The sequence below is a fragment of the Buchnera aphidicola genome (assembly GCF_900128725.1).
In the GTDB taxonomy this organism is placed as follows: domain Bacteria; phylum Pseudomonadota; class Gammaproteobacteria; order Enterobacterales; family Enterobacteriaceae; genus Buchnera_F; species Buchnera_F aphidicola_K.
Genome location: NZ_LT667500.1, coordinates 248,471 through 269,585, shown reverse-complemented (window position 1 = coordinate 269,585; position 21,115 = coordinate 248,471). Strand labels below are relative to the sequence as shown.

The following is a 21,115-nucleotide window of genomic DNA, read 5'->3' as shown; positions in this document are numbered from 1 at the left end:
TTAAAAAAATATATTTTTAGAAATTTTTTTAATTTTTATTTTTAAATTTCTTTAAAAAAAAATATTTATTTTTTTTTATTAGTATTTTTTAAAACCTTCATCAGCAATGTTCAGCCACTCAAATCTTGTGCATTACCGATAGAAGATATAGTTATATCAACTTCTTGACCCATATAATTCAATGGAAAAATACGGACTTTTACAATCACGGCCGCTATATTTTTAGTATTAATTTTTTTTACGTTATCTATACGTGAATACCTAACTTTATTAGTATATTATTGAGCGTTTGAGGGGTTTAAGGTGTTTTTGATGAGTTATCTCCAGTGCCGTTTAATCCAACTACTAAAGCATATCTAATTAAGGGAATATTCGACATATTTGAAATATCGATTAAGTTATAAATTTTTTTTGTAGAAAAATGAAAGATATTTATGAAGACAATACATATCATGATAATAATATATTTTAATTTTAACAGTGTATTCATATAATCCTCAATATATCAACGATATGTATAGATGAAAGTATTCATAATATATAATACATATTATGTAATTAAAAAATGCTATGTTTTTTTTAAATAAATAAAAAAATAAAATTTTTTGGTATATTGTTGTGTTGATATTTAATTATTAAACTAGATATTTTAGAAGAATCTAGATAATGATTTTTATTAATTTGTTTTGGGTTAACCATTCCATAGAATGTAATCTGGCCTATATAATAATTAATAAAAATTTTTTTCTCCAAATAGTTTTAAATATTTATTTTTAAAATTTTAACCGTTTTAGCTGAGAACTTGGTTTGAATATTGTTTTTAATAGAAAGGTTTTGATGGATAAAAAAGGAATAGCCTTTCTTTTTATGAATACGACTTATATGTTTATTCACAATAACAGGTTTCATATTAACATAATTGCATATTTTTCTTTTTAAGTAGTTACTGACGATATATTTTGTAATATTTGTTTCATAAAATAATATTGTATATTATCATCTACTCTGTATGGAGAGTAACCATTAAACTATGCAGGATTATCTTTTAAAGCATTTTTGTAATTTATTTCTGATAATTTAATTTTCTGAATAAAAACTTTTTCTTCGTTTGTGTGTGATTAGATGGAGCTACGTGATTTGATAGACAAGATATTAAATATAGCCGTTCGTATATGTCTGTGTAGTAAGGCGCGTAAGTTCATTATTACTCGAGATCCTGATTAGTAATACAATTTTTAAAGAATATCATTTTTTTTTAAAATTTTATACTTCTGTTTAGAAGATAGGAGCTATCAAGTTGTATAGTCACTTGTATTAATTTGAGCGTATTGCCGTATTATTTGCAGTGTATCTTTTTTGTACAGTGTAGTTTTTTATAAACATTTTTGTTATAGCTCAAAGGTGTTTATAGAAACTGGTAGTAATCCAGTTTCTATATTGAAAACTATAAGAAAATGTTTAATTATTATTTCAATAAAAAATTTAAATTTAGTAAAAATTATGTAATCGTATTTTTCTCGTGGTGGAGAAATATTCTATTTTTATATTTTAAAAATTAGTTTTTACTCATATTATTGTCTTATAAATAACATAATTTTCTCAATAATAAAATAATTTTTTTCAAAAGATTATTTAGTTTTTTCGTCGTTATTGTCTAAATTAAATTTCATACGAGATTCTTGAGCTCTTACTTCATTTAATATGTTAATTAAATTTATTGCTTTGGCTTGGTCTTTTTTCATAGAAGTTTTTTTAGATACAAGTTTATTCTGGATATCTAATTCATTTTGTTTATATTTTTCTATTCCAGAGTCACTTAAATCATACATTGCTCCATCATCCCGCATAATAACGTCATCATTATTTAACGCAAGATTCTTTAATTGTCCCAAGAATTCTACTTTATTATTTTCTAAATCAGCAGCATCTTGCGCTACAACAATACCTTCAGATTTTATAAGTATAGTTTTGTTTTCTGGAACAATGATTGGTTTATTGTGAATATCTAGAAGTGTGTAATTATCTATTGATATTTCTCGATTTTTATTAACTTCTATGTGTCCCGTTTTTACGAATCCCTCATACCCCTGACCATCTAAAACAGAAAACCACCCTATTTCTTTTTTATTTTCTTGATCTAAAGCAGGTGTGTTTTTTTGAGATTGATTAACGTTTAGAGCATCAGAATTTACAACCTTTTTATTTATAGTTTTTTTATTTGCTTTGTCAAGATCTAAGTGATATTTATGATCATTTTTTACATCTTTGTTTTTAAAGCGAAAGTTAGAAACCTTAACATGGCGGTCAATTAAATTTCTATGATCTATAGCAGTAGTAGAGTTTTTTATTGTGTTCATGTATGACTCCATAGTTTATTGTAAAAATATAATTTTTTTTATTTTTATCATTAAAAAACTGATATATATAATATTGTAATAACTTGATTAATTTATATAACTTTGACTGATTATATTTTAGTATACATAGTATACATAATATATTTTATTTTTTGAAAAGTTGTTTATTTTTCAAAAAATTATAGTTTTCTAGTATAGTGATATCGTTATGTAGTTAATAGGTAACTTTAATATAACATTCATATTTTAGTATGTAAAAATAATATTCAGTAACTTTAACAATATATTCTTTAATCCCACTATCTTGACTTGGAGTTTATTTTTAAAATAACGTTTTATGTGAATAAAGTAAAATAATAAAAATTTTTACCTTGAGCACACAATTAATGCGGTAAATCTATTATCAGCATTTATTCGAATAAGTAAACTATTATTTTTCAAGCGTCAATATTTGTTTCTTTTTTTTTTTAAATAATATTTTTTATTTAATTATTCCCTTTTATTCAAGAATAAAATATATCACATATTTATAATATCGAATACTACCTAAATAGTAAATTATTTTATATATAAAATGTAAAAATTTTTTAAAAATTTTTTATATTTTTAAATATATATTTTATATTTATAGTAAACTTTCATTCTGTATAACAAGTACATTGTTATAATTATCAATAAAAAAATATTTTTTTTTAAAAAATTATTAAAGACACACAATTCTTTCGGAAAAGACTTTCGCGTAAATAAAGTAAATTATATTTAATTAAATAAAATGATTAATATTTTCTTAAAATGTCGAAAAGATTATTTTTTTCTAACAATATGCTAAGATTATTAAACAGCTAATGTATAGACTTTAATTATGGTATAACGTATACTGAATTTTTTTAGCTAATTATTAATTGTGTTTACAATTAAGACGTTTTAAGAAATTTATATTTTTGTGACCCTAATGAATCTTTATTAAATAAATATTAATCATATAATTTGTTTATCAATAAAAATTAATTTTTACGGATATATTTAGTGCTTTAATTCTTATTAGTTTATTGAGATTGTATCTCTATAAATTTCTCGGATTTCGCTCGGTTAACTAAAAGTTACATAAAATGATTTTAATCAGTATTTCTGGGTTATTTTTCTAATATCATGATGCTTTTTTTATACTACGGGTTTATCTGTATTTTTTTTGATTGCATTTATTGCACCTTTTAAAAAAAATATATTAGAAAAATAAATTTTTTATTTTTTTGATATTTTTAATAATCAAATGTTTTAAAGTTTAAGTAGTAACACTATAAGCGTCAAATAGACGTATATTTTTATAATAGCTATAAAAAGAACGATGCACACTACTTTTGTCTAAAAAGAACACCATTTATATTAAAAATATATTTGAAAAGTTTTTAACTTATAACAAGTTTTGTTCTTTTTTCAGGGTCTCTTTTTTATTCCAATTTAATATTTATAAGTACAGTAAATTCATGTATTTTTATATTCTATAATGTTGAGTCTATCTATTTTTTTAGTTCTTTTAATTATTTTTAATTTTTTAGCATTTTCTAACAAAAATATCAATGTTTATAAATTTTTTATTTAATTTGAGTATATTGTTGATGCGATCTAAGCTCCTGCATTTATAAAGTTTATATAATATTTGACAGAAAATAAAAAAAATATAATTTTTATTTTGTAGCGATATAGTTAAAATAAATTAAATTGTTTTTTTAATACTTTTTTTTAATTTATTGTTAAGATTGGGTTGAAGTTATATAAAAGGCATATACTTGTAACAAAAAACACAGTTTTTTATGCATCTGACTGAAGTGATTCTAAGCAGTTCTTTTATGATAAAGAACTAAACATGTATTTATAAGAATATTTATTTATATAAATGTTAAATATGCTTTAGCAATGCAATTAAACCCTTATTCCTTTACCAAATGATTTTATTTGTCTCGGGTTCAGTTATTTTTATGAACATTATTATTTTTTTAAGTTTAATAAAAAGATATAAAAAATTTTTGTAAAGAAGAATTTTTAAAAATATTTTTACTAAAAAATACCGCGCTGATTGTAAAGAAAAAGGGGTTGGATGTTAATTGATTCAAAAATATAAAAAAATATATTTTTTATTTTTATATTGACTTAAATAAAATTATTGCCTAGAGTATTTTATGTGATAGTATTTTAATTGAATGAAAGATATATAAAATGTTTTTATAAAAAAATAATTGCACATAACGTTGTTATAGTTAGCGTATTTGTTTGAAGAAAGATATTGATAAGAAAATCTTCTTCAATACATAAGAAATATATATATTTTAAATATCTCGATGTTTATCAGCTAAATAACTATATTGAAGTATTCTATATATCTCAAATCAGAGATCAAAAAATAAAAATATTTTTTTATTTTTCTAAAATAGATTTATTGAAATTTTTTTCATTTCGTAAAACTTTTACCTCAAAAAACTTGGGAATATATATGAAAAACTTTACCATTGTTTTTGCTTTATTGTTATCTAGTTTTTTTTCACCCGTGCACGCAAAGGAAGCGATACAGAAGACAAATAAGCGGGACGTTAGTTTTCAATGTAGTTCTTTAAGTCCGTCTAAAATATTTAAAACATGCACAAGATTATTTTTCTTTGATTATAAAGGCACGGCCCAATCAGTTCTAGTGTTAAAACCCCTTGTTTCATGTCAACGTCAATTTAATTCATATTTTAATTTCGGAATATTATCTGGTAGATTAGCAAATATTTACTATAATGACAGAAATAATAAAATTCCTTCATATATTTCTAATATAGAATATGCTATAAATACGCTGTATACGTTTAATAAAAATCTAATTGGTTGTGCTAAAGTGGGGACTAATTTACAATCTAAGTTTCAAAGAAAGAACTTTATAAGTGTTTTCAGCCGTAATAAAAACCTCCCGACTTTACCTTTTTTATCGACGGGTGTTAAATATTTATTTAAAAAACATATTAATTTTAATATAAATTATGACTTACGTCAGTATATTAATCGCCTTAAATTAAAACATGCGCGTAGCTTATTTGATGGTATTGGTGCAGGATTTTCTTTTTTCTTGACTGACAACAAGAGCGCATCCTTGAATGGAAGTGAAAAAAATGTTGAATCTATATTACCTCGTAAATATGTAGATATTTATCATACCATTAATATTCAGCATCCTTTTTTATTTTTTTTAAATATTTCTCAAGATTTTGTATCTATACATGATTCGTTAAACTTACTTAACAAAAAAATTGAAAAATCAGGAAAAGAAAGAATCATTTTGGTAATTACTGGTTACGAAAATTTATCAACAACAAGTGATGAGGATAAACAAAGATCTTTAAATCGCGCTCTAGAAGCATCGAAATATTTTATAAAAAAGGGTTTATTAAAGAAAAATATTTTTATTCAAGGATTTAAGCGCTCTTCCTAATAATTAGGCTGTTATTTTAAAAGAATATTTTTAATATTACAAAAAATTATCAGTTATCTTACGAGCGATCTTGTAAGATCGATGATTATCGTAAATCATTATGTATGTTTATTAGGTAATAAGTTATACGTTTGTACGCTTAGCATAAATCATTTTACTGATTCTCTTTTAGAGTGTGAGCAGTTTTTTAATAAAATGGGTTTTTTTGAGTACTTTACTTTTTTTTTAGTTCTTAGTATACTATAAAGATAAAGGAGGAATGGCCGAGTGGTTTAAGGCAGCGGTCTTGAAAACCGCCGATGAGAAATTATCCGAGAGTTCGAATCCCTCTTCCTCCAAAAATAAATTTTATAGATATTATGGCGCGTTGACAGATTGGTTATGTAGCGGATTGCAAATCCGTGGAACCTGGTTCAATTCCGGGACGCGCCTGAATTCAAGTATTCATATAAAATATATGCTTATATTTTTGCCCGGATGGTGAAATCGGTAGACACAAGGGACTTAAAATCCCTCGGCTGTTATGGCTTTGCGGGTTCAAGTCCCGCTCCGGGTATGATTGTTATAATTATAATAATTAATACGAACGATAATTTCTTTTTACTTGTAAAATCTTATAACAATGCGTTTTTAACAATATTTTATAATTCAAGTCATATTTTTTAAAGATAAAATCACATGAAATAAAAGAGTTTATAACTAATCTTAGTTCACCGTTTTTTTTAAGATATTTTTTTGAATTTTTAATAATGGTAATTAATATCTTTAGATTTATTTTTATTCCGATATGTATTGGTGGATTAGATATAATGAGATTATATTTTTTTGTCACTTTAGAGTAAATATTACTAAAAAAAACTTCCCCTGAAAAATTATTGCTTAATAAATTTTTTTTGCTACACCAAACTGATGGACCATGAATATCTACCAATGTTACATTTAATTCGGAGTTTTTTTTAAGTAAAGCAATACTTAAAATTCCTGTTCCAGAGCCGATATCTAATACATTTCCCCGAATACTATGATCAAAAGTTGATATTAATAACTTACTTCCTTCATCGATTTTTTTATACCCAAATACTCCGGGTAAAGATTCAATAATTAATTTATTCCATACGTGTATTTTAATAAATTGATTTAATAAAAATATTGGTTTTTGAATGATACGTCCTTGATATAAACAGCAATTTCGTGAATAATTTTTTTTTTTAAATTTTAAGTATGTGTGAAAAATACTAGGCACGCTATTTATACCGCAATCTTTTTTCCCTATTAAAGATATTTTGCAAGTATATGAAATATATGGTAATAAATGCATGATTTGAAATTTAACTTCATTTTTATTTTTTGTCCAAAAAAAAATTAATTGTTTATATTTTTGAAGTTGAAGAGGGCGAAACAAATTATTGAAAATTAATTCTTTTTTTATTTTACAGGATATCATTTTATATATATTATAGTTTTCAACTAATATAATGGATTTTTTGAAAAAATTCTTTATGCATAATTCTTCTGGTATTTCTCCGGCGAGAATAGTATATTTTTTTTTAAAAAATAAAAAATTTTTTTTAAAAAACTGAAATTCTTTAGATTTATGTATTTTTTTAATAGGTATTTTACTCATATAGTTTTACAAAAGTCATTTAAAAATATTCATTGTTAATAATTAAAATTTTTACTTAAACGTTAAGTAAGATTATTAATAAGTATAAAAGCATTTGAATAAATACAAATATTGGCGTTATTATGCGAGCATTAGTTTTTTTAAAAGGCCTGCTTAATGATATGTTATATAACACATACTACTACCTTTACTGATTATATAAAATTTTATTTCTTTACAGCGTTTATTTTTTTTATTTGTTTTTATCAATACTATATAATTACATAGTAGCCGCGGATTAACAAACATGCAAAATAAATTAATACACTTTAAAAAAAATAATTTTTCTATTTTAGTTGTGTATTTAAATGATAGGAATCATTATTATTTTAAAGATTTTTTACTACAAAAAATAAAAGAATCTCCTGCTTTTTTTCAAAATCAACCTATTATATTAAATATAAAGAGATTATCATATGCTTTAAATTGGATAAAGCTTAAAAGTTTTATTTTATCTTCGGGTTTTTTTTTAATAGGTATTTCTGGTTGCTCGAATGAAAAGATAAAAAAAAAAATTTTACAATCTGGGCTTCTAATTTTACGCGAAAACACCAGTACAACACCTGGTGGTATACCACAGGATATGCATTATCATTACCAAAATAATGCTACTGAACCATTATGTTTGCATAAAACAAGTCTAGCTAGTCTTTTAGTAGATCAGTTAGTGCGTTCGGGGCAGAGAATATATGTTTCGAGTAATGATTTAATAATTACTAATAATGTTAGTTCGGGAGCAGAAGTTATTGCAGATGGAAATATACATATATATGGAACGATAAGAGGGAGAGCGCTAGCAGGCGCTAGCGGAGATATTCACAAGAAAATTTTTTGTATGAAACTATTGGCAGAACTAATCGCTATTGCTGGAGAATATCTAACTATTGAGCAAATTCCAATAAAATTTTTAGGAAAAAGTGTAGAAATTGGCTTAATTAATAAAAAAATTTATATAAGGAATTTAAATTAACGTATGATTATGCTAATAAAAATTTATTTAAAGGAGTAATTTATTATATGTCTCGGATTATTACTATTACTTCTGGAAAAGGAGGGGTTGGAAAAACTACTTCCAGCGCCTCCATTGCCACCGGATTAGCGTTAAAAGGAAAAAAAACCGTAGTAATTGATTTTGATATTGGGTTAAGAAATCTTGATTTAATTATGGGTTGTGAGCGTAGAGTAGTATATGATTTTATTAATGTAATTAAAAAAGAAGCCAGTATAAATCAGGCCCTGATTAGGGATAAATATACCAAAAATTTATTTCTGCTCCCTGCATCTCAGACAAGAGATAAAGATTCTTTAACTAAAGAGGGAGTGGAACGAATTTTTAATATTTTATTAAATATGCATTTTGATTTCATCATATGTGATTCTCCAGCAGGAATTGAGTCCGGGGCTATTTTATCATTATATTTTGCTGATGAGGCGATTGTTGTTACTAATCCTGAGATTTCTTCTATTCGAGATTCTGACAGAATTTTAGGCATTATATCCTCTAAATCTAAGAGAGCTGAAAATAATGATATTCCGGTTAAAGAGCATTTGCTATTAACAAGATATAACCCCAAAAAAGTAATTCAGGGGGATATGTTGAGTATGGAAGATATCTTAGATATCCTCCAAATTCCTTTAATTGGAGTTATTCCTGAAGATCCTGATATTTTAAAATTTTCTAATCAGGGGTTATCAGCGATATTAAATATTGATTCTTTATCTGGTCAGGCATATTCAGATACGGTAAAGCGATTGTTGGGAGAACGCGTGCCCTTACGGTTTTTATCAGAAGAGAAAAAGGGTTTTTTCCAATGGTTATTTAGGAGATAAATATGATTTTATTAAATTTATTTTTATCAAAAAAACAATTTACAGCTAATATAGCCAAAAAAAGATTAAAGATACTTGTTCAAATGCAACGTAATAACTCCGAAGAATTTAACTGTTTTTTGAATTTAAAAAATGATTTATTGTTAGCAATTCAAAAATACATTAAGATTAAATCACATTTAGTGTCTATCAAAATAGAAAAAACTAGAAAGAAAAAAATGATTTTAGAATTAAGAATTCCAGTAACTATACAGTAAATTATGTCGTTTTTAAATTAGTGACTTACAGGGTGCAGAAGATACCTCGGATATATGTAATTTAGTCTGTTAGATATTTTATTGTATTGTAAATATTTTTTAGTATACGAAATAATATCTTTTGCATGCGGCGTACTAATACGTGTATAAAATAATTTAATAGACTTTTTAGAAATTTTTATGTTTGAGCGCAATCCAATTACAGACCAGGTTCCAGTATGGTTTTTTATCATTTTTGTTATAATATTTAAATTATCAAAATGTTTTTCTGTATGGTTGCCAGCCCACAAACCAAATTTATTTTTTAAGTATTTAGCCCAAAATATTTGCTTTTGAGATATTTGTAGAATTACAAAAACTCGATTAATTTTATTAATATTCCAACTTTGTTCTGATAAAATTTTTAATGTCGAGAATCCAATAATAGGTATTTTATAAATTATTGATATTGTTTGAGATACTCCAATAGCAATTCTGATCCCAGTAAAGCTTCCAGGGCCTACTGTGCAGGCAATTAAATCTATTTGATTTAAAGTAATTTGTTTTTTTTCTAAAATTGTTTTAATCATATTTAAAATATTTTTTTCATGATTTTTAGCGCATGGCATAAATAAACTATATGTTTTTTCTTTATATAATAAAGAAGTAGAACAAGAATATACGCTAGTGTCCAGCGCTAGGATAGTTTTTTTGACATTCATATTAAATCGCTTATTTTTTCAGTATATTTATTTATATTCATAATATAGTTTTATATTTTTGACTCCAGCATACAGATATTATTGTTTTTCTCTTTTGTTATTTTTACTAAATGTATTTGGTATAAATTAGATTTTAGGATATGAAAATTATAGGATTGATAACAAATAACTTCTCCTGATTTTGGAATGTTTTTATTTTTATATATTAGAAAATCTGCTAGAGAAATACAACCATCATATTTTTTGTTTATATTAATTTGTAATATTTTTTCTAAAGAATTTAAATTTATTGAACCGTAAGCGATCCAATGATTTTCATTTAGAATAATCTGAGGCATTGTGGTGACGCTCAAGAAAGTTCCGATGAACATATTAAATACATTCATAGGTGTAACCGATCCTTGAATAACGCCTGATTCATCGCTAATTAAAATAATATTATTTTCTGCATAACGAAGAAAATTAAGTAAAGTAATTACTTTCAGAGTATTGGGAATAATAATAGGTGGATATTGTATTGCTATATCATATAAATTTTTATTTTCGTGCACTGCATCTAGTAGTGCTTTAATAGGCACCATTCCTATCATGTTATTTAATGTATCTTGACAGACCGGTATGACCTGGTATGAGTAATTTGATATAATTTTTTTAATTAATTGTTTGTTATCAAAAATATTAATCCAAATTATTTTTTTTTTTGGAATCATAATCTCTTGAATAGATTTATTTCCTAACTGAGACGCGTTAGTAATTATATTTATTTCTGATGTTAGGATAGCATTAATATCAGTATAATTATATATATCATCATGAGAATAGTTAATCTGCTTTATAATATAATTATTTTTTTTATAATGTTTATTATTTTTTATATTTTTATATATGACATTTAATGTTGTATTAATTATTTGTGTTGGAAGAGGTTGTTGAAATTTTTTATTTTGTAAATTATTTTTTCGAATTTGGTGCATTGTTTCTATAAATAAAGTAAATCCCATCGGGATATATAAATATTCTTTTGGTATAAAAAAACCTAATGATTCTAAAATTAAATTTAAACTAATAATTAATAAATAGCATAAACACGATGCAGATGTCTTTTTTTGCGAACCCATATATTTAATAAATAATTGAGCCAAAAGTATTAGGATAATAGGCGATACCGTTATAGATAGCATTTTAATTAATAAATTATTTGTTATTCCAGTCTCTATCGTAACGGAGTTAATAAAAAAAACTGCATCTAATATTATAAGTTGAGCCGCTACATACCAAAAACGAGAATATTTTTTATTTTTTTCTACATCATACATATAGGCGTACAGCTCATCTATAGTTTCAGAGAATAAGAAAAATCCCCCAAAAAATAAAATAATCTCTTTAGTAGAAAAAATAAAAAATTTATTTATTAGTGTCGTTTTTGTTAAATTTACTAGCCAGGATGAGGTAATTAAAAGACTAAATCGCATAAGTAACGCCACTATCAATCCGAAATATTGAGCTTTATTTTTTTCTTGATGAGGTAATTTTTGTATTAATAAAGAAATAAAACCTATATTATTAATATTTAAAAAAATTTCTACAAATATTAGAGCAAAAATACTGATCCAAATAGATGGATCTAATAAAGAAATCATAAAAAATCTCCTAATAAAAAACATGTAATATTTATTATTTTTTAAAAAAAATAATATTTTTTCCGAAAAAGTGCAGAATAAGCGTTTTATATAACTTTTAAGGGTATAAAATGTTTTATGAAACATTTTTCTTCATCATGCATATTATAAATCTAGATTAGCAATTAAGTAAATATACGTTCGTTAGCGCATTGTCTAGCTTGATTCTCTTAATAATAGCTATAGTTATTGTTTATACCGTTTAATGTTATTTTTAAAAAATTATTTTTTTTATTGTTCTTTAATTGTTTTATGCGTGTTTTTTTATTTATTTATTTTTTTTAAAGAAAAAATCAATATAAATTATATTTTTTCTAGTTTTAGAAATAAATTCTATACTTTTATTATACTTTAGACGAAATATATTTTCTCTTTTTAATAGCCTCTATTCTCTGATCAAGAGTTGGGTGAGAACGGAAAAAGCTTATGTATTTATTGTATTTGCCGTTAATACATAAAGTATGGATAGATTCTGGTTCTTGTGGGTTGCAACTATTTTTTAGTCGCTTTAGTGCAGCAATTATTTTTTTACAGCCTACTATTTTTGCTGCTCCAGCATCTGCGTAAAATTCGCGTTTTCTAGAAAACCACATAGTTATGGCCGAAGATATAATATTAATTGTATATTTGTGAATTATTGGTAAGTGGGCGAATAAAATAGATTTTTTTACTGAATAATTTTTTTTGTATATTGGAAAAAATTTTAAAAAATATCTAAATAAGACTTGAGAGACAAAAAAAATAGAAGCATTAACTATATTTTGAAGAACAATCATGGTTATTACATCCCTTCTGGTAATATGTGTTAGCTCATGAGCAATAATAGCTTCTATTTCCTCGTGATTCATTGTTGTTAATAAACTACTGGAAAAAGCAATAAGAGAATTATTTTTTTTAAATCCAGTAGCAAAAGCATTCATAGTAGGTGATGAGTATACTGCTATTGTAGGGGTTTTTATACCAACTAATTGAGATTGTTGTTTAACTGCTTCTACCAACCGTTTCTCTATGTTATTACAAGGAAAATTAATGATTGTTCCATTCACGGATTTTAAGCTATTTTGTTTTGAAAAATATAATGCGATGATTGATTGCTGTAAATTAAAAAATATGTACATTAGTACACAGCTATAAATATTATCACTAGGCAGTCCCATCAAATTTAAAATGGTTCCAAAAAATAATATATTGCAGCAATTCGCCAAAAACAAAAGAATAAAATGAGTCATATATAAGATTCCTTACAACAGGTAAAGAAGATATATTCTTTATGAGATAATTGTTATGTGAAAAAATAATGCAATATTTTTTAATAACAATTATTATTTAGTTATTTTTAAATAACGTAAACTGATTATGTATCAATATTTTTAACGTTAGTTGTAATTCTAAAAAATGTTTTCTTAGAAAAGCTGTGTAGATTTTTATATGGATTATTATTAGCTGTTATCCCATTTTTTTTTGTCTTGTTCTATTAATTTTTGAGATGAATCAGGTCCCCAGGTTCCGGATTCATAGTTTTGTAAGAGCGCAAGATTTGCTTTATACGCGCGTATGATAGGATCGATCCATTTCCAAGCGTATATAATTTCTTTATAATGAACAAATAAAAATTGATTGTCTTGTATTATTTCTGATAATAATTTATCATACTCTTCAAAAAAAGAAGAACCTTTAAAAATTTTTTTGTAATTAAAAGATAATTCGAAGGGTTTTACGGCTAAGTTAGAATTTAATGTTGGTACTTTATTGAAAAACTTAATTCTAATATCCGGAGGTGACTGTAAATTTATTACTAGACGATTACTCATATTACCTAAGTCTACAGGAGAGAATAAGTGTTCTGTTTTTTTTTTAAAAAAAACAACAATTTTTGAACATTTTTTAGGTAATCTTTTGCCGGTGCGTATGTAAAAAGGAACGTTTTTCCATATTTTATTATCTATATACAGCTTTATAGCGACAAATGTTTCGGTGTTATTCGCTTTATTTGCGTTGTTTTTGTTCAAATAATGTGGTGTTATTTGACCGTTAAGGTCTTTAGAAGAATATTGACCCAAAGAAATATGTTCTTTTATATTTTTTTCATCAACTAGCCGTAAGGATTTTAATATTTTTATCTTTTCTTTTATAATATGTTTTTTAGTTAACGATTTAGGCGCATTCATAGCAAAAATAGAAATTATTTGTAAGACATGGTTTTGGACCATATCGATTATTTGCCCTGTTTTATTGAAATAATCCCATCTGCCTTCTATGCCTATATTTTCTGACAATGTCACTTGGACGTGATCAACGTGTTTATAATTAAAGTTATTATTAAAAAAAGGATTAGCAAATTTTAATGAAATTAAATTCATCAAAGCTTCTTTGCCGAGATAATGATCAATGCGAAATATTTGATTTTCATTAAAATGCTTCTTTATGGACGTATTGATTAGATTAAATGTATTTAAAGAATTTCCAATTGGTTTTTCTATAACTATTTTAGAGTTTTTTTTATTAAATCCAATAAACTGAAGGCCTCTGCAAATATTTATAAGTAAATCAAAAGATACCGCTAAATAATTAATCAAAATATTATTTTTTTGTTTAAAAAAAACATTTAATTTTTTAAAATCTTCAGTTTTATTTACATCCAGCTGACAAAATAAAAAACGTTTTTTTAGCGTTTTCCAGATATCGATTGAGATCTCTTCATTTAAAAATTTTTTAAGAGCGTTATATATAACCTCAAGGTATTTTTTTTCACAATAATTTGCTCGACTTACCCCTATTATTTTTATGTTGTTTATTAATTTATTTCTTTTTTCTAATCGATATAAAGCAGGAAATAATTTTCTTTGAGCTAAGTCACCAGTAGCCCCAAAAATAATCAAAGTATATAGATGAGATGGTATGATCATATCTTTCCTTACTGTATTGCGTGTGAATAAAAAAATTTTTTTTATTCATCTTTTTTTAACTACATTAATTTAATAATTATATTAATTTTTTTTAAAAATTACTATGGATATATATAAAATTTTATTTTTAATAAATAAATGTATATATCTTTTATATTTTTGATCTATAATTAAATAGATTTTTTTTAAATTGAAGTTATTTTTTTTAAGATAATCCATAAAAACAAAATATATAAAGATTTATAGAATATTTATATGTAAATAGTATATACCAAATAATTCTTTTAAAAAATAAACGTTTTTACAAAAATTATATTTATATTTTTAAGTGATTATCTTATCAATGAAGGAATATTCTAATTTCAGTGATTTAAAAAAAATACAAATTTAATGATTTTTTTTATGTAATTTTAGTTTTATATTAACTATATATTTACTATACAGGCGTTTATATGCAAAATTCTATTAGAAGAACGAAAATTGTTTCTACGTTAGGACCTTCGACGGATGATGATGCGGTTTTAAAAAAAATTATAAAATTAGGGACCAATGCGTTAAGATTGAACTTTTCTCATGGTTCAGCTCAAGATCATATTGATCGAGTTAAAAAAATTCGATTAATAGAAAAAGATTTAAATTGTTTCGTGGCTTTAATTGGAGATTTACAGGGTCCTAAAATACGTATCTCTAGTTTTAGTGCCAAAAAAGTTTTTTTAAGTGCTGGAGATGATTTTTTGTTAGATCTAAATGTTTTAAAGAAACAAGGTAACAAACATGTGGTAGGCTTCAGCTACAAACATCTTCCCAAAGAAGTTTCACCCAGTGATATTCTCTTATTAGATGATGGAAAAATACAATTACAGGTTATAAAAACTAATAATACAAAAATTTTTACTAAAGTGGTTATTGGTGGTTATTTATCTGATAATAAAGGTTTAAACAAATTAGGGGGCGGTTTGTCAGCAAGTGCTTTGACCAAAAAAGATGAATTAGATATAAAGCTAGCCGCTAAGTTGAAAGTAGATTATTTAGCAGTATCATTTCCTCGATCAGGAGAAGATTTAAAAAAAGCAAGATTGTTAATGAGGCAATCAGGTAGCCGGGCAAAAATTATTGCTAAGATTGAGCGAGCAGAAGCAATATCATCGGATACTATTATAAAAAATCTAATCTTAGAGTCTGACGGAATTATGATTGCTCGAGGTGATTTAGGTGTAGAAATCGGTGATCATCGATTAATTGGAATACAAAAAAAATTAATCAAAATGGCGAGACAATTCAATCGCACAGTTATTACAGCTACACAAATGATGGAATCAATGATTACTAACCCATTTCCTACCCGAGCAGAAGTGATGGATGTCGCGAATGCAGTTTTAGATGGAACGGACGCGGTTATGCTGTCTGCAGAAACCGCTTCTGGTAATTTTCCTGAAATAACGGTTCAGGCTATGTCTAAAATATGCCTGGGCGCCGAAAAAGTTCCTAGTGTTAATATTTCTAAACATCGCATCAATAAGACTTTTAGTAGTGTTTCTGAGACTATTTCTATGACGGCTATGTATGCTGCAAATCATTTAACTAATGTTTCCGCCGTTATTCTTGCTCGTACATCACATAAAATTGCTTTATTAGCTTCTAGAATTACATCTGGTTTACCTATTTTTTATTTATCCAGTAGCACGAAGCAGCTTCGTTTATCAGCATTATATCGGGGAATAGTTCCAGTATATCTTAAAAAACAAAACACTGATTTAAATACTACTGATTCAGCAATACAGTTATTAAAAAATAAGAAATTTTTAAAAAAACATGATTTTATTATAGCAATAGAAAGCAGTGATAAAAATAATTTAATTATACCAAATATGTGTAGAATTGTTCAAATATTGTAAGTACAGTTATATTTTATAACTTTATTGTATAGTATTGTCGAGACTATATATGACCAAACAACTCTTATCTTAATAAAAGAATTATCTTTATATGGTGAAATAGAATTTATATAAATAATATTTTTAATTTAGAGAACATAAATATTATGATTTAACACGAACATTTTTGTAAATTTTTCTTTCATTTTATCATATGCTGTTTAAGTATAAAATTGTTTATCATATATAGTCATTTTATAAATTATACACGCTTGGTATACAAGCAATTTTTCACAAAATAAATCATATAAAAGATTATGATTGATACAATAATGCGAGGGTTAATTATATTTATTAGACCCTTAAGGATAACAGTTTTATATGCTTTATAGTATCGGATTATATTTTTGCATTATGTGCAATTTCAGTAGTTTCTTTTAATTTTTGTAATGAGTTAATTAAGTCGAGCATTTTTGTTTTATTAATAGCATCTAAATCACATAAAACTTTAGGAGTAATTATCATACGCATGGTTTTAAGAGCGATCTTAGAGGATAACAGCTGTTTTTTTATAAATTTAACATTATTTTTTTTAATAGTCAGCTCTAAAAAATTTTTTTTTATTTTTTTAGAATATATTCTCGAGTGAATGTCAAGATTATTCAATACTATGTCTCTAGTATGCGGGCTCGCGTCTACCTGTATAGTGGTAAAAAAACTAAATAAATACTGAGCATTTTCATAGTTTACTAAAGTGCCCTTAAAGCGAGTAAAAATATTTCTTATGCTGCTCACTGTTCTATTGCTGTTATTCGTAACGCAATGTATTATGATCGCTATTCCACTTGCACTATATCCAGCATATTTTACAACTTTAAAAATATTTTTTTTATCTTGACCCAAGCCGCGCTGTATAGCTGTATTAATTAAATCTTTACTGATGTTATAATTATTAGCCTTTGCTACAATGGTTCTTAATTGAAGGTTTGTATTTAAGTTGGATCCGTTTTGTGCACTAGCATTTGTAATTTCTCTTATAATTTTAGTAAATATTTTGCTTCGTTTGATATCTTGAGCTTTTTTTCTATGTTTTGTATTTGCCCACTTACTATGTCCGGCCATATACCCTCATATATCAATTAAATATTTTAAAAATAAAATTTTTTATTATTAAAGATGATAACATTTAAAAACATAAATCATTGTTTAAAGTGTACTAAAAATATTGCTATTAGCAGGGAGCGCCAGTCATTAAACAAATTGCAGAGCTAGTTTTAGGAAAAGCAATGACATCAGTAATAGTCGAACTGTCTGTTAACAGCATAGCTAAGCGATCTAAGCCTAAAGCTAATCCAGCATGGGGCGGGGCGCCATATTTTAGAGCATTAACAAAAAAATCAAATTGTTTTCTTTTTGTTTTTTTATTTATTTGCAGCAAATCAAAAATTTGATTTTGTAACTTATAATCATGAATGCGTTGAGAGCCTCCACCTATTTCATGACCATTAATAACCAAATCAAATGCACTAGATATAATTTTTAGCGGATTTTCTAGCATAAGCGACTTAATTTTTTTTTTAGGAGCGGTAAAGGGGTGATGCATAGATTTTAATTGATGGTCTTTATCTATTTTAAATAAAGGGAAATCTATAACCCAAATAGGGTATACTGTTTTTTGGTCGGTAATATTAAGATCTAGCCCTATCTTTAATCTTAAATCGCTTAAAATTTTATTAGCTAAATGTAACTCTTCTGCTACTACAAATAGTATATCGCCATTGCATACTGAAGCGCGAGAAAAGATAGCTTTCAGTATTTTTTTATTTATAGTAATTTTTTCGGCATTATAAATATCAACAACATGTTTTTTTATGTCTATTGCTTGAATGCATAAAAATTGATGTGAATAACGCTTTTTTAAAAAATTTTTATAAACTTTTATTCTTTCATTAGAAACTAATGATACTCCATTGGGTATTTTGATGCCAATAATTCTATTTTTTTTATTATCTTCTAACCAAAAAAATAAATTTTTAGTTTCTTTATTAAAAATATCGCTAAATTCAATAAATTGAATAGGATTACGTAAATCAGGTTTATCAGTTCCATATTTAAGCAAACTATCACGATAACTTATCGTATCAATATTTTTTAAAGTAATATTTTTTATTGAAAACCATAATTTTTTTATTAGCTTATTTATCAATTCTCTCAGAGCATAAGTTTCCACAAAAGATGCCTCAATATCTATTTGAGTAAACTCTGGTTGTCGGTCTGATCGTAAATCTTCATCCCGAAAACATTTCGCAATTTGATAATACTTCTCTATTCCTGATATCATTAATAATTGTTTGAATAATTGAGGGGATTGAGGTAACGCATAATGTTTACCAGGATATAATCGGCTGTTTACTAAATAATCTGACGCTCCTTCAGGAGTTGATTTAGTTAGAATGGGTGTTTCAACTTCTAAAAATTTTTTTTTAATAAAAAATTTTCTAATTAATGTAGTGATTTCGTTTCTTTTTTTTATTTTTTCAGTCATTTCGAATCGCCGTAAATCTAAATAACGAAATTTAAATCTTATATCTTCTTTGTTTTTTTTAGAATAGTCTAAAGGAATAGGAGCTGTTTTATTGAAAATAACTAACTGACGCGCTATAATTTCAAAAGAATGATTAATCGTTTTTTTATTTATTTTTTGATTAAACTGTTTAATAGTAACCAACCCTTGAATTTGAACGCAAAAATCATTTCTTAAAGTTAGTGCAGACAAAAAACAAGATTTATTTTTTTTGTGGAAAACAACTTGTATGTTTCCTGAAATATCTCTAATATTAGTAAAGATAATATCTTTTAATCGTCTTGTTTGGTTTACCCATCCGCATATAGTAATAGTTTTATTGTTGTCTGTTGACTTGATATCTCCGCAATATTTGGTACGCATACACATCCTAATTTTTTAAAATATTTTAAAATGAATTAATCTGTTTTTAAGATTTATATTAAGTTATAGATATTTTTATTTCTAATAAAAATAAATACTATCTTTTAAAAATTTTTAAACTCTTTTTAACACAATAAATTACAATTTATCGACTACGGAAAATAATTCTTCCTTTACTTAGATCATAAGGAGTTAACTCTAACGTTACTTTGTCTCCTGTTAAAATTCTTATATAATTTTTTCTCATTTTTCCGGATATATGAGCTATAACTATATGTTTATTTTCTAGTTTCACTTTAAATGTGGTATTCGGTAAAGTATCTATTACAATTCCTTGCATCTCTATGCTCTTTTCTTTCATGATGTGCTTCCTAAGAATAAGACAGCAATTTATGGATTATTCTGTTCAAGAGTTATTTAAATATTTTTCAGCATCTATCGCCGCCATACAGCCGCTTGCAGCAGCTGTTATAGCTTGCCTATAAATTGGATCAGAAACATCTCCAGCCGCAAATATTCCGGGTATGTTTGTTTGTGTTTTAAATACCTGGTTATTATAATTAATTTTTACATAATTATTATTAATGTCAATAAATTTAGAAAAAATCATAGAATTTGGAATATGCCCAATAGCTACAAATAATCCGGATACATTAATTAATTTAAATTTTTTGTCTATTTCGGAATAAATTTTAATTCCATTCATGTCTATATGGTTTCCTACGATTTGTGCAACACGAGAATTAAAATAAATAATAATATTTTTATTTGTTTTTATTTTTTCATATAAACGATTAATTAATACTTTGTCTGCTCGAAATTGTTGACGACGATGAATTAAATATACTTTTTTACAAATATTTGATAAATATATTGTTTCTTCAAGCGCTGAATTTCCCCCTCCTACAACTGCTACTGGTTGGTTTTTATAAAAAAAACCGTCGCATACAGCGCAGGTAGACACACCCTTTCCCATATAAACACTTTCTGAGGGAATGTTTAATAGTTTAGTAGATGATCCTGTTGCAATAATAATAGCTTTACTAAAGTATTGTGTTGTCGCTCCATTAATTTCAAAAGGATTATTTTTAAAATTTACTGACGTGATTATGTCGTCAATAATTTTGATAGAAAACTTTTTTACGTGGTGTAACATACGCTCCATCAAAGTTATACCGCTAATCTGCTTATAATCACCTGGCCAGTTTTCTATATCATTTGTTTTTATTAATTGCCCACCCGGCTGGGGGCCAGTAATCAATATAGTGTTAATGTTAGAGCGCGCAGCATAAATAGCTGCTGTATAACCAGCTGGACCTGAGCCAATAATAACTAATTGACTAAATTGTTTTTTTTTTTCACTCACTATCAGCTCCTGTTAAAAATTTTTATTTTTTTAAAATAAAATAAAAAAATAGTTAATATAATAAAAATAAGA

General features: G+C 25.4%; 17 protein-coding genes and 3 tRNA genes. 8 read left to right on the top strand and 12 right to left on the bottom strand.

The annotated features are described in order from the left end of the window. Positions 1–110: 110 nt before the first annotated feature. From CINFORN2912_RS02140 to CINFORN2912_RS01100, 3 genes are all read right to left on the bottom strand, one after another. Complete coding sequence (locus CINFORN2912_RS02140) at positions 111–233, bottom strand: flagellar basal body P-ring protein FlgI (protein ID WP_280144520.1); 123 nt, start codon at positions 231–233, stop codon at positions 111–113. A gap of 65 nt (positions 234–298) precedes the next feature. Then, positions 299–490 carry a flagellar basal body P-ring protein FlgI gene (locus tag CINFORN2912_RS02135; RefSeq protein ID WP_075433887.1) on the bottom strand — a complete coding sequence of 64 codons (192 nt, stop codon included), beginning with the start codon at positions 488–490 and terminating at the stop codon, positions 299–301. A 1,138-nt stretch (positions 491–1,628) separates the two neighbouring features. Beyond that, a complete protein-coding gene (locus CINFORN2912_RS01100; protein ID WP_075433884.1) occupies positions 1,629–2,357 on the bottom strand; it encodes a hypothetical protein in 729 nt (242 codons plus the stop codon). A gap of 2,488 nt (positions 2,358–4,845) precedes the next feature. On the opposite strand from CINFORN2912_RS01100, the gene CINFORN2912_RS01095 reads away from it, so the two are divergent. The 4 genes from CINFORN2912_RS01095 (at position 4,846) to CINFORN2912_RS01085 (ending at position 6,376) form a co-directional block, all read left to right on the top strand. Beyond that, positions 4,846–5,820, top strand: coding sequence for a hypothetical protein (locus CINFORN2912_RS01095; RefSeq protein ID WP_154101263.1), 975 nt, complete (start codon positions 4,846–4,848; stop codon positions 5,818–5,820). 253 nt (positions 5,821–6,073) lie between these two features. After that, positions 6,074–6,158, top strand: a tRNA-Ser gene (locus tag CINFORN2912_RS01090). 23 nt (positions 6,159–6,181) lie between these two features. Then, positions 6,182–6,252 (top strand) — tRNA-Cys (locus CINFORN2912_RS02105). Positions 6,253–6,291: 39 nt separating this feature from the next. Then, positions 6,292–6,376 (top strand) — tRNA-Leu (locus tag CINFORN2912_RS01085). Positions 6,377–6,397: 21 nt separating this feature from the next. Here CINFORN2912_RS01085 and CINFORN2912_RS01080 read toward each other — a convergent pair. Next, positions 6,398–7,444, bottom strand: a complete 1,047-nt coding sequence (locus CINFORN2912_RS01080; protein WP_075433878.1) for a methyltransferase — start codon at positions 7,442–7,444, stop codon at positions 6,398–6,400. Between the two features lie 286 nt (positions 7,445–7,730). On the opposite strand from CINFORN2912_RS01080, the gene minC reads away from it, so the two are divergent. From minC to minE, 3 genes are read left to right on the top strand one after another with little or no spacing between them, the layout of a single operon-like run. Beyond that, positions 7,731–8,453: a septum site-determining protein MinC gene (gene minC / locus CINFORN2912_RS01075; RefSeq protein WP_075433875.1), complete on the top strand. Its 723-nt coding sequence runs from the start codon at positions 7,731–7,733 to the stop codon at positions 8,451–8,453. Positions 8,454–8,500: 47 nt separating this feature from the next. Continuing rightward, on the top strand, positions 8,501–9,313 hold the full coding sequence (gene minD, locus CINFORN2912_RS01070) for a septum site-determining protein MinD (RefSeq protein ID WP_075433872.1): 813 nt from the start codon (positions 8,501–8,503) through the stop codon (positions 9,311–9,313). Positions 9,314–9,315: 2 nt separating this feature from the next. Next, complete coding sequence (gene minE, locus CINFORN2912_RS01065; RefSeq protein WP_075433870.1) at positions 9,316–9,570, top strand: cell division topological specificity factor MinE; 255 nt, start codon at positions 9,316–9,318, stop codon at positions 9,568–9,570. Positions 9,571–9,587: 17 nt separating this feature from the next. On the opposite strand, the gene tsaB is transcribed toward minE, so the two are convergent. From tsaB to zwf, 4 genes are all read right to left on the bottom strand, one after another. Next, the gene (gene tsaB / locus CINFORN2912_RS01060; protein WP_075433868.1) at positions 9,588–10,271 is read right to left on the bottom strand and encodes a tRNA (adenosine(37)-N6)-threonylcarbamoyltransferase complex dimerization subunit type 1 TsaB; all 684 of its coding nucleotides are present in this window, start codon (positions 10,269–10,271) and stop codon (positions 9,588–9,590) included. A gap of 50 nt (positions 10,272–10,321) precedes the next feature. Continuing rightward, the gene (locus tag CINFORN2912_RS01055) at positions 10,322–11,911 is read right to left on the bottom strand and encodes a TerC family protein (RefSeq protein WP_075433865.1); all 1,590 of its coding nucleotides are present in this window, start codon (positions 11,909–11,911) and stop codon (positions 10,322–10,324) included. Positions 11,912–12,294: 383 nt separating this feature from the next. Then, a complete protein-coding gene (gene htpX / locus CINFORN2912_RS01050; RefSeq protein WP_075433862.1) occupies positions 12,295–13,179 on the bottom strand; it encodes a protease HtpX in 885 nt (294 codons plus the stop codon). Between the two features lie 210 nt (positions 13,180–13,389). Then, complete coding sequence (gene zwf, locus CINFORN2912_RS01045; RefSeq protein WP_075433859.1) at positions 13,390–14,856, bottom strand: glucose-6-phosphate dehydrogenase; 1,467 nt, start codon at positions 14,854–14,856, stop codon at positions 13,390–13,392. Positions 14,857–15,308: 452 nt separating this feature from the next. Between zwf and pyk the strand changes: the two genes are divergently transcribed. Beyond that, a complete protein-coding gene (gene pyk, locus CINFORN2912_RS01040; protein WP_075433857.1) occupies positions 15,309–16,751 on the top strand; it encodes a pyruvate kinase in 1,443 nt (480 codons plus the stop codon). A 378-nt stretch (positions 16,752–17,129) separates the two neighbouring features. Here pyk and CINFORN2912_RS01035 read toward each other — a convergent pair whose 3' ends face one another. The 4 genes from CINFORN2912_RS01035 to trxB all read right to left on the bottom strand — a co-directional run bounded on the left by CINFORN2912_RS01035 (position 17,130) and on the right by trxB (position 21,043). Continuing rightward, positions 17,130–17,852: a YebC/PmpR family DNA-binding transcriptional regulator gene (locus CINFORN2912_RS01035; protein ID WP_075433855.1), complete on the bottom strand. Its 723-nt coding sequence runs from the start codon at positions 17,850–17,852 to the stop codon at positions 17,130–17,132. Between the two features lie 109 nt (positions 17,853–17,961). Continuing rightward, on the bottom strand, positions 17,962–19,677 hold the full coding sequence (aspS, locus tag CINFORN2912_RS01030) for an aspartate--tRNA ligase (protein ID WP_075433852.1): 1,716 nt from the start codon (positions 19,675–19,677) through the stop codon (positions 17,962–17,964). A 145-nt stretch (positions 19,678–19,822) separates the two neighbouring features. Further along, positions 19,823–20,041 carry a translation initiation factor IF-1 gene (infA, locus tag CINFORN2912_RS01025; protein ID WP_075433849.1) on the bottom strand — a complete coding sequence of 73 codons (219 nt, stop codon included), beginning with the start codon at positions 20,039–20,041 and terminating at the stop codon, positions 19,823–19,825. A 42-nt stretch (positions 20,042–20,083) separates the two neighbouring features. Continuing rightward, the gene (gene trxB, locus CINFORN2912_RS01020) at positions 20,084–21,043 is read right to left on the bottom strand and encodes a thioredoxin-disulfide reductase (RefSeq protein WP_432416202.1); all 960 of its coding nucleotides are present in this window, start codon (positions 21,041–21,043) and stop codon (positions 20,084–20,086) included. Positions 21,044–21,115 lie beyond the last annotated feature (72 nt).